Consider the following 10,185-nt stretch of genomic DNA (forward strand, 5'->3'; position numbering starts at 1 on the left):
TATTTCCATACTGGGCTGTGCCGTTCATGTTCTGCATTCCATTATTCATTCCCATGTTTCCGTACTGAGCTCCACCGTTCATGTTCGGCATTCCGTTATTCATTCCCATGTTTCCGTACTGAGCTCCACCGTTCATGTTCGGCATTCCATTATTCATTCCCATGTTTCCGTACTGGGCTCCACCGTTCATTCCCGGCATTCCGTTATTCATTCCCATAGCTCCCATAGCGGCAGCTCCCATATTTCCCATAGCTCCGCCTGCCATACCTGACATGCCTGACATTCCGCTATTCATTACAGGATTTCCGGTAAGCGCAGCCACAATCTGGTTCGCTACCTGTTCAATTTCCATGATTTCCATACGGTCTTTCTCATCAAGACGTGAATTACATAATCTGAAATCCATGTCATCAAACCACTCTGTTCTTACTTTGATACGCATTGTATAATCATATTCGTATCGATATACCGGCGGCTGATAACTGACAGTTTTTCCATCTTTTGTGTAAGTCTCTTCTCTACGGTCCTGTTGTACTTCCATCTTACACATTACAATAGATGACAATGGTACGATATCTGGATTCTCTGTCGTATCCAGATTATGTGCTACAGTAAAGTTGCCTTTTGTATCGTCAATAAATACATTATATGTGTTTGTAGCAAACTGACGAGTTACAACAAAGCTCTGTACAAGCTGTTTATTCTGCTCGCGGTATGCCAACTGACGTTTAATGTCTTCTACTGTACTGTGTCTGCGCTCCTCAAACCAAGGGGATAGTTTTCTCGCACAGTTTTTACATAAATTACCATCATCTAACTTTCGGTTTCCAAGTAAACCAATTTTTTCTCCACAGATATCACAATTTTTCTTATCAAATAATCCCATACTCACATCTCCTTCCTAAATTGATTTTTCCATTCCTAATCTTTCTCTACTGCTCTTTCATAACTTTCCTGTAAATGAGAAGCATCCTCATCGTTCAATCCTGCCATTGTAGATTTCAATTTATCTTTCTGTGCATCGTCTCCAAGTTTCAAAATTACCTCTATCGTTTCATTTCTTGCAAGCCAGTTTGCATCTGAATCTGTAAGAATATCTATCATAATATTACAAATCTCATCCGGATCAAAGTAGGTTGCTCTTGTTCTCCATTCGTCCACTTCGTCTTCATCAACGTAACTTACATAAGAAATACATGTCCAACAAGGAACCTCTTCTGTTCTCGGTGTCTTTGACAGATAGCCCAATGTTGCCCGGTATGCAGCCTCACTTGTATTGTGATAGAATGGATAATCGAGCCACATCCTCGTCAGTCCTTCAATACATGCATCATGTAATTCTACCTGACCTGAATCATCTAAAATTTCAACCAACGGTTCGATCAGATCATCATCTGCAAGATATCCAGCACTGCTACATGCTGTTTCCCGCACATATTCATCTTCATCGTTCATTAATTTTACGATTGCTTCAGCCATGCCTTCAACACCTTTTGACCAAGGAGACCCGATTGCATATGCTGCCTGCTCTCGAACTTTCGGATTCTCATGTTCTGCCATCTTTATAAAAAACTTCGCAAAGTATGGATCGGAGCCGCAGCTGGAAAAGGACTCTAACGCCATATACAAAACAACCGGGTCTGTTTCTTTCTCTAATATTTCCTCTACCTTTTTTTCCAGTGTTTCGTATGTCGTCAGATTACTGTCCATTATTGAAAATCCATATGCACGTACATTTGAATTTTCACTGGTTATAAGAGTCTCAATAAAGCCTTCTGAATCCGGCAGCCATCCACCCTCGTCGTAAATCGTGCTTACTGCTTCATCTGTTATATTTTCCTCTCTTTCAAATTCTTCATCATAGTCTACATATGCATAGGTTGACACAAGTGCTATTGCTTCTTCCTCTGTTATATTTTCCGGATCTTCAATTCTGTCCAACAAATCTTGTGCTGTCATGTCCTGATATTCTTTTCTTGTGACTCCTGCTGGTTCATAGTCTTCTTTCGATTTTTTATCTGTTTTCTTTACACTTTCCGTTTTAGCAGATTCTTTCTTATCATCAGATGTTTTTTCTTTTCCACACGCAGCAGCTGAGATTATAATCATCGTTACAATTAATAAAATTCCGACGGTTTTTTTCTTCATAATAACGCCTCCTTCCTTTTTTGATTCCGATTTCAAATACCCTTGCGCATACTGTTATGTACACTATTTGTTATAATTATTATTGCACCTTTAAAGTTTTCTGACACTAGCACTTGTGATAGGTGATTTTCTGTATAACAAAAGAACATTGCAGAAAACCTGCAATGCCCTCTCTATTTCAATGTCGTAACAAGTAATTTACTTTCCAACGCCGCCGCGATCAAATCTTCTTTACAGGAATACCCTGTCTTCGAAATCATTTCCTGAAAATTCCACCTTACCCCTGCAGTGGAACATCCCATTCTTTTTGCAATTTCTGAATAGGATAACCCTTTGATATATAATCGAAGCATCTCCAGCTGCCTCGGACTGATCTCATCACTCTGAATCCAGTTCAGCTGAACATTCGGGGAAATGTCCGGAAATACCCTTTTCCCTTCCAGTGTCTGATGAATGACATCAAGAATTTCCTCATCTCCGTGATCTTTATACCAGAGGCTGTCTGCGCATCCTGTTTTTGCTCTGGCAAGTACTTCCGGGTCAATCAATGATGTGATAATAAGTACTTTTGTCTTAGGATGAGCTTCTCTGATTTCTTTCCCTGCTGCCAGTCCATCATGATTATGAAATGTCTGCACGTCCATCAGTACAAGATCTACCTTTGTAGAATTACATACTTTTATGGCATCATTGGCATCTGCAATTGTCTGTACATGCTGAAATTCTTTATTACTTTCAATCAGATATTCAAAATATTTCTGCATGATTTTCTGATCTTCTACAATTAATATGCGAATCATTTTCCTCTCCCTCTCTCGTCTCAATCGTCACTGTCTACAGTGACTGTACCCAGCAGTTCTCAATCTTCCGTTCCTCCAAGTGGCAGTTCTAACACCAATAAAAACCTGGGAGCAAATCTTGTAATCATTTGACCTCCTTCTCTTTCAACAGCTTCTCTCAAAGCGGAAAGACCACCGCCCTCTTTACTTCCTTCTTTAGGATTTTCCCCGTCATTTGTTATACGTATCTTCCATCCTTCAAGTATCTTATAACTTTGTACATACACTTTACTTCCATGTGCATGTCGTATACAGTTCGTAACGCACTCACGGATTGCTTTATCTGTGATTAATGCCACTTTAGCTTCCTCGCAGATTTCTCCCTCAATCTCCACAGACACTCCCAATTTCTGTGCATGTCTTATTGTCTCCTGATACTGTTTATCCGGATCATCCTGCGTGATTCCGGATAATATGTAAACCGATTGTTTCAGAATTTCCAGCTGGTTTTCCATGTGATCTGTTTCTTTATGACTTTCCAGCATACGACGGATTGTAAGAAGGCTTCGTCCGAAACTATCATGAACCTGCATCTTCATCTTCAAAGTTTCCTGTTCGCGAATACTGTCATCAATCTGGGCATACATTTTTTTCAATTTTTTATTTAACACTTCCAGCTTTTCATTATTCATACGGATTTTTTCACTATTATAATAAATCTCTGAAATATCAAATGCTACTGTCTGAATATACCCTTCAAGTTCTGATTCCGACAACATATATTCCTGAAACATCCACACTGTATTATCTGACAGATAAAAGACACTGCTTTCTTCACTAAGCTTCGTAATCCCTGAAATTATTTTTCCGCCTCCCAGCACGATCTTAAGGTCTTCATAATTTTGGAGTGCCTCTCCTGTCAGCTTTCTGCCCAGTTCTCTCATTTTTTTATTCGATAACACAATGCGTCCCAACGGATCCGACACACAGACACCACATGGAACATTATCTATGGTTTCCTTAACCGACCAGAAAGAAATACTTTTTCAACATACAATAATTTCTTTTCTGATCAACAGACAAAGCAATATGAGCAACAGAAACATACCGGCAAAAAGTGTCCATACAGGGACGTCAATCATACATGACGGATGGTCATTGTCTCCAATCTGATATCTATGATCATTTAAGAACACACACATCACACAAAAAGAAGAAAAAAACAATACTCCTATGCTTACCATTTTTTTCAGTTTTTCCTCACGCATTATTCTGGAAAAAAGTATCCACAATTCCAGGATCAGACTTATTTCCATCAGAACCATTAATGTATTATGCAGTTTTACACTATCTGTTACATAATTATACATTCTGATTTCTCCTCGCACCTTTTCAGACTTTTATTGAAACAAACCATTCATCCTCTGTTTCCTGTTCTACATAAAGTTCTGGTTTCTTCTCTGTCAACACTGACAGATTTTCTACTCCTTTCACTGTTACAGCGACTTTCTTCTGTCCGTCAATCTCTGCAACACGCAAGAAAATAAATTGAATTACATCAATTAATTCTTCCACCATCCACTCAAAGAAATCATAACAGCTCAAAATACTGTCATCCTCAAGAAAGTTTATTTCCGGATCAATAAAATATTTCCCGTTGATTCCACATAGCTTTAAGCTGTCACAGGATTCTTCCAGACTTCTTCTCAAATCTTCTACTGTCAATTTCTCCTGTTTTTCTTTCTGCGACAGGATCAGATTCTTACGACGCTTCATATAAGTTCCTACCACAACAATCCTCCGAAGAATCCGGTCATAAATTTCTTCCGATTCTGTCTTCTGAAGTTCATTGAGATATTGATCTAACAGACGTATCTGATGAAATGTTTGATTCTGTATGATGTTAAACAGACGGTTCTTTTCCTCAATTGCCTTCTTCTCTGCTTCCTTTTCATAAGCAATCTGCAGTAAATGATTTCTTTCTGTTAATTCTTCCTGAAGTTCCTCGAGTTCTTTATACTGATCCGATACTTGTGAAACATCTTCTGCCCAAAATGCATGACCGCCTCGCAAAGAAATGTGCTTTATCTGGATTCCATGTTCCAGTAACAGTGGTGCCTGTTTTGTGTCCTTGCGCATCTGATCAGTCATTTTCGGGAAATCTCCGGAACGATACCGCACATTCCAGTCCCCATCTGTAATTTCTGCCATGATACCGCCGCCCGCCTGAAATAATTCTGTGTATCGTGTATTTGTCCCAATCAACCCACAATAAATACAGCTTTGATAGATTGCTGACATCAGTAAACAGCAAGATACTGCCATATCCCCAAAATATTTCGTTATGAGTGGCGTTCCGATAACGTTACCAAAATTCCAATACAGAAGCATTATTCCCGGAAAAAATGGAAGCCAAAATCTTCTTTTCTGCGGACTTTTACTTTTTCTGATCAAAATCACTTCCATTGCGATCAGACAAAAAATCGCCCATATCTGAATCCCAAAGAAAATCGGTCCGTACTGATAATTTTGATCTATAAACGGCTTCCCATTCGGAAATGAAAATACAAGCTGATGAAAATCATTTGTAAGAACTGCAACAACAAATAGAATTGCAGGAATCACAAGTGCTGCCGTACGTTTCTTCGTATTCTTCTCTTCCTCTTCTCCCATTAATATTGCTGCATTAAGTCCAAGTGTAGGAATCATCATACATGGAATATAATATAAATACCAGCACGTTCTCAAACTAAGTATTTCTGTCATAATATGATATTTTATACTTCGAAGAAAAATCCAGAAAACCATCAGACAGGCAATTTCAACAAGGCATCTTCTTATCTTAGGATTCACAACTCGCTTCTGCAGATAAATCCCCCAGGCCGTGTACAATCCAAGATAGAGACAGGTGCGGCTCTGATCCAGGATGATACTCTCAATATCTGTTGTTTTCGGTATATGACAACACATAGCAGCCAGTGCCACACACAGCAGAACTACCACATAAGCCATTCTTTGCTTTTTCGAATATGACATATCTATTCCCCCACATACATCACATTTACAACTATCTTTTTTTAAGTATCACACACTCCCAACATCAATGCAACCTAAAAACGACAGGATCTTCATTTGAACTATTGAAGAACCTGTCGTTTTTATTCCATTTTCTAGTAACTGTTCAGAGCCAACCTCCAAAATGCTACGCATTTCGTCGGTGTGGCGTATCCGCCAAATAAAATTTCAAAAACAGTTTTAAAAATGCAAGCATTTTATACCTGTTTTTGAAATTTTGCTTGGCTCTGAACAGTTACATATTCTATTTGATATAACCAATAAATGTATTTCCGCTTCCGGAAACCATTCCTTCCATCTCACTGATGGAAACTGTCTGTGACTCTCCATTTTCAGGATCGATATAAGTAATATCATTCTTCGTATATCCTGTCAGAAGAATTGCATGATCTGCACTTGTAAGTGCAATCACCGGACATCCTCTATTGATCACGTAGAGTACCTGATCCAGCGTACATCCTGTCAGATCTACTTTCTGAGCATCATATGTCTTCATATAACGCTCACATGCTTCAAGTGATGTCTCTTCTCCTTCCTTCGAAAGAGCAACATCCTCTATCGAATACGAAAGATCTCGATTTCCTTTCTCCCAGACATATTTCTGGTCAGAAGAGATCACAACTCCTGAAATCTGCTGTGCTTTCTGAATGGCATAAGAAGCTTTATCATAAATCCCTGCCAGTTCACCGACCCCATAGACATAGTATTTCACACTTTCGCTTCTATCAGCAAGAACCATCTCAAGTTCATTCTTTGATGCCAGCTGATTCGGCCGGATCACTTTCACGCTCTTCTCTCCTGCTCCCTCTGCAAATGTAATCCGCATCTGTTTTTCCATCAGTGCTGTTGTATATACTTCTATTTTAATCGCTGTATCTTTGCGTTCCTCATTATTCGTAATAAACTCCTGTGAAGTAACGTTGTAAATATCCCCGCGTTTCTCTACACGATTCAGTGTTACCATATTGTCATCGATTAAAATATCAGAAATATAAATGCCTTTATCAACAAAGGAATAGCTGGCAACTTTTTTGTTCTTAGAATTACGGATCTCCAGTTCATACATTGGAGTGATTGATTCTCCGGAAGCTTTCTTTCCTGCGTCCTCGGATTTCATTTTTCCATAAATAAAGTCTCCGTTAACAAATCCTAATGGGCTGATCTGTTCTCCTTCTGCGGCCTCGACTATATAAGTATGCAGACTGCTCAAATTCATAACCTGAATCTCTGTTCCACCTTTTTTGTTCCCCTCTGACTCATAAGCCATCAGATGTCCATCATCAGAAACCGCATATTGTCCTTCTTTAAGATTCTCTGCAAGTGTTGTCTGTTTATTCTTTTTCAGATCTACCTGATACAAAGTTCCGTCTGCCAAAACATATAACTGCTCTTCCGCATGATTATAATAAACCATCTTGCCAAGCTCATCCGCTGCGATTGCATAGGACTTCTTACTTGGTATAAATGCTTTCTCCTGGATCAGATTTCTCTCTACATCAAAATAATAGATTCCGACACCGACTTCTCCTTCGTGTTCGCCACGATTCATATATCCATACACAGCAAATGCAAGATTACCACTGTTGTCCATACTGATGATACGAACCGCATGTTGATCATTCAGATTCCTTTCATCTGTTGTATCTGCATCTGCAAATCCGAAAATATTTAATAATTCATTCGAACTCTTATTGTACATCCAAAGGTTTCTGGACTCCACAAATGCTGCAATCGTTTCTTTCTCATTTGTCTCATACGGAACATCTGAAGGTGTAACGCCGAGCAAAATCCCATCTTCATCGATCACACTTCTGTTCTCACTGAATACTTCCTGCATATCACGATTGTAATCCAACAGGTAAATTGTAGTTCCTGCGATTCTCACACGGAAAAATTCCTTAATGTCATAAACTGCATTCTCACCGACATCATCCACGCAGGAAACTCTGTAATTCGCAAGAAGAGATGTATACACACTATTACTTTCCTTTATACTCCAACGCACATCACCAAGCAACTGTGGCTGCATAGTTCCCCACTGAATATGAGAAATATCTGAATGGATATTGACTGTCTGATAAGTTGTATTATCACTCTCATCTCCAGGTTCCAGATAAATATTCAATGAATCTACATCCGTCTTATTAAATGCTTTCGTATGAAAATCCTGTGCAAATGTAAGACATTGTGATGCTGTAATATCATCTGCTTTCTCAATTCTTGTATAAAAATTAACTTTCCTTGTCTCTTTCTCCTCGCCGATCACAAGCGAAACCTGAAGTACTGCCTCCTGGATTTTATCTCCAAGTGATTTTCCCGGCTTTAATGTGACATCTTCGCTTTCTGCAGACTTTAGAGTTCCTTTATCATATGTCTCTGTTCCATCCAGAGAATATACACTGTAACTGATCTCCCGGATCTGGTTATCATTTTTCTCAATCTGCATCTTCAGTGTACCATCACTCTCTAATGGTGTAATGGTATCTCGCATTGCGGCAATATCCATATCATCTACATAACCTGGCAACGCATTTATCTTCTGTCCTCCCATCATAAATGAGACTCTAGGTAACGTGGCATCTCCCATATCCACAACCTGATCATCATTTCCACGGTTCAGTATCACATTACTGATCACCAGCACAGCCGCAAAAAGAACAACCAGTGCGGCAATCTTTATTACCCTTTTTTTCATTATTTATCTCCCTTTTGCTCTGCCAGAAGCATACCTAACGTTGGCTGAATCTTCAAAAATCTTTCACAATCCTCTGCCTCTTTTCTGCTCTTTGCTGCAGGACTCCCCTTTTTCACTGCACGCAGCAGAATATTCTTCGGCGTATGCTCCATATCAATAAATTCTAATACCTGAGTTTCATATCCCTCGCTTTCCAGACGCTTTGCTCTAAGTCCATCTGTCACAAGTGCTGCAAAACGCTCTCGCAACAATCCATAATCCATAATTGGTCCGAGCACTTCTTCCATGGAAGCTAGTTGATCTCCCAGCATTTCTGAAACTTCCATAACTTCCGTCTTCGATTTCATCTTGCCTGAATGCAGATTTCTCTGCTTTTCAAGCTGCTTGTTCACCTCATGCTGACAACATGGAACAGACAAAATCACTTTCGCATTCCAGCCAACCGCTTTCGCAAGTGCATAATCTGTAGCTGTATCACACGCATGAAGCGTCACAACCATGTCAACCTGATCCACACCTTCATAATCCGCAATATCTCCAACAAGGAATGTCAACTTCTCATATCCATACTTCTTTGCCAGTTCATTACAATGCAGAATCACATCTGTCTTCAGATCTAATCCGATAATACGAATATCATATTCTTTTAACTCGTGTAAGTAATAATACATTGCAAATGTAAGATATGATTTTCCACATCCGAAGTCCAGAAGTGTAAGCTCTCTGTCCTTGTCAAGCTGCGGCAGAATATCCTCAACAAATTCCAGAAAACGATTGATCTGACGGAACTTATCCATCTTCGTCCGCACAATCTTTCCATCCTGTGTCATAACTCCAAGATCCTGAAGAAACGGAACCACAATCCCTTCTTCCAAAATATATTTTTTCTTCCTGTTATGAGACAGATCCGCAGCTTTCGCCTGCACCGTCTTGCGCTTTCTCTTAATCGTTGCTTTCCCTTTCTTACTGATCAATACCGTGATATCCTCACTCACCGTCTCAACCTGAACCTGACGAAACTCTTCCAACAATTTCGCAAGCTCATCTTTTGTCTCTTCTACCGTCAGATTCTTATGAAATGCCTGCGTCTTTGTGAAAGACTCTAACTGAAATAAAAGCTCCCCCTTCTGTTCCATCGGTCGAAGCTTTGCCTTAACTACATTATCCTTTACTCGCGGGTTACTAAACACCGCACGAATAAACTCTCTATTCAAAATCCCAGCTAAAAACTGTATGATTTCTTCCATATAAATGACCTCTTTTTCTTCTATAATAAAGTAGAATCTCGAAAGACTCTTCTTACTATTTTGCAGAATAAAAAGGGAGATGTCAAGGGATATAGGGGACGAAATAAAGATTTATCGTAGAAATCATTTTTCGGATATGAGGACGAAAACTGAAAATATTATTTTAGAAAGTCGCTTGTTAGAAGGATGGTACAGGAACGCCGACTCAGGGTTACGCATACTGTTCATACTAGGAAAAACA

Annotated in this window: 8 protein-coding genes; all 8 read right to left on the reverse strand. The window is 39.3% G+C overall.

From position 1 onward, the window contains the following. The coding region (locus tag LI162_RS14510; protein WP_227156846.1) for a DUF4428 domain-containing protein at nucleotides 1-886 on the reverse strand (886 nt) is incomplete at its 3' end. 35 nt (nucleotides 887-921) lie between these two features. Then, a complete protein-coding gene (locus LI162_RS14515) occupies nucleotides 922-2,148 on the reverse strand; it encodes a HEAT repeat domain-containing protein (RefSeq protein WP_226866026.1) in 1,227 nt (408 codons plus the stop codon). 173 nt (nucleotides 2,149-2,321) lie between these two features. After that, entirely contained in the window at nucleotides 2,322-2,948 is a 627-nt protein-coding gene (locus tag LI162_RS14520; protein WP_226866025.1) for a response regulator transcription factor, read from the reverse strand. Between the two features lie 59 nt (nucleotides 2,949-3,007). Further along, nucleotides 3,008-3,871, reverse strand: a complete 864-nt coding sequence (locus tag LI162_RS14525) for a sensor histidine kinase (RefSeq protein ID WP_227156847.1) — start codon at nucleotides 3,869-3,871, stop codon at nucleotides 3,008-3,010. 102 nt (nucleotides 3,872-3,973) lie between these two features. After that, nucleotides 3,974-4,297: a hypothetical protein gene (locus LI162_RS14530; protein WP_226866023.1), complete on the reverse strand. Its 324-nt coding sequence runs from the start codon at nucleotides 4,295-4,297 to the stop codon at nucleotides 3,974-3,976. 22 nt (nucleotides 4,298-4,319) lie between these two features. Continuing rightward, nucleotides 4,320-5,963, reverse strand: a complete 1,644-nt coding sequence (locus LI162_RS14535; protein WP_227156848.1) for a histidine kinase N-terminal 7TM domain-containing protein — start codon at nucleotides 5,961-5,963, stop codon at nucleotides 4,320-4,322. Between the two features lie 283 nt (nucleotides 5,964-6,246). Beyond that, nucleotides 6,247-8,697, reverse strand: coding sequence for a C39 family peptidase (locus tag LI162_RS14540; protein WP_227156849.1), 2,451 nt, complete (start codon nucleotides 8,695-8,697; stop codon nucleotides 6,247-6,249). Next, nucleotides 8,697-9,944 (reverse strand): class I SAM-dependent methyltransferase, encoded by a 1,248-nt coding sequence (locus LI162_RS15620; protein ID WP_255616252.1) that lies wholly within the window; start codon nucleotides 9,942-9,944, stop codon nucleotides 8,697-8,699. Before LI162_RS15620 ends, LI162_RS14540 begins: the two co-directional genes overlap by 1 nt. Nucleotides 9,945-10,185 lie beyond the last annotated feature (241 nt).

It is taken from the genome of Mediterraneibacter sp. 210702-DFI.3.120, assembly GCF_020561005.1.
Taxonomy (GTDB): Bacteria; Bacillota; Clostridia; order Lachnospirales; family Lachnospiraceae; genus Mediterraneibacter; species Mediterraneibacter faecis.

Bases quoted from the DNA above. Each gene is read 5' to 3' on its own strand.
- LI162_RS14515 (WP_226866026.1), bottom strand. From the start codon at position 2,148: ATGAAGAAAAAAACCGTCGGAATTTTATTAATTGTAACGATGATTATA.
- LI162_RS14520 (WP_226866025.1), bottom strand. From the start codon at position 2,948: ATGATTCGCATATTAATTGTAGAAGATCAGAAAATCATGCAGAAATAT.
- LI162_RS14525 (WP_227156847.1), bottom strand. From the start codon at position 3,871: ATGAGAGAACTGGGCAGAAAGCTGACAGGAGAGGCACTCCAAAATTAT.
- LI162_RS14530 (WP_226866023.1), bottom strand. From the start codon at position 4,297: ATGTATAATTATGTAACAGATAGTGTAAAACTGCATAATACATTAATG.
- LI162_RS14535 (WP_227156848.1), bottom strand. From the start codon at position 5,963: ATGTCATATTCGAAAAAGCAAAGAATGGCTTATGTGGTAGTTCTGCTG.
- LI162_RS14540 (WP_227156849.1), bottom strand. From the start codon at position 8,697: ATGAAAAAAAGGGTAATAAAGATTGCCGCACTGGTTGTTCTTTTTGCG.
- LI162_RS15620 (WP_255616252.1), bottom strand. From the start codon at position 9,944: ATGGAAGAAATCATACAGTTTTTAGCTGGGATTTTGAATAGAGAGTTT.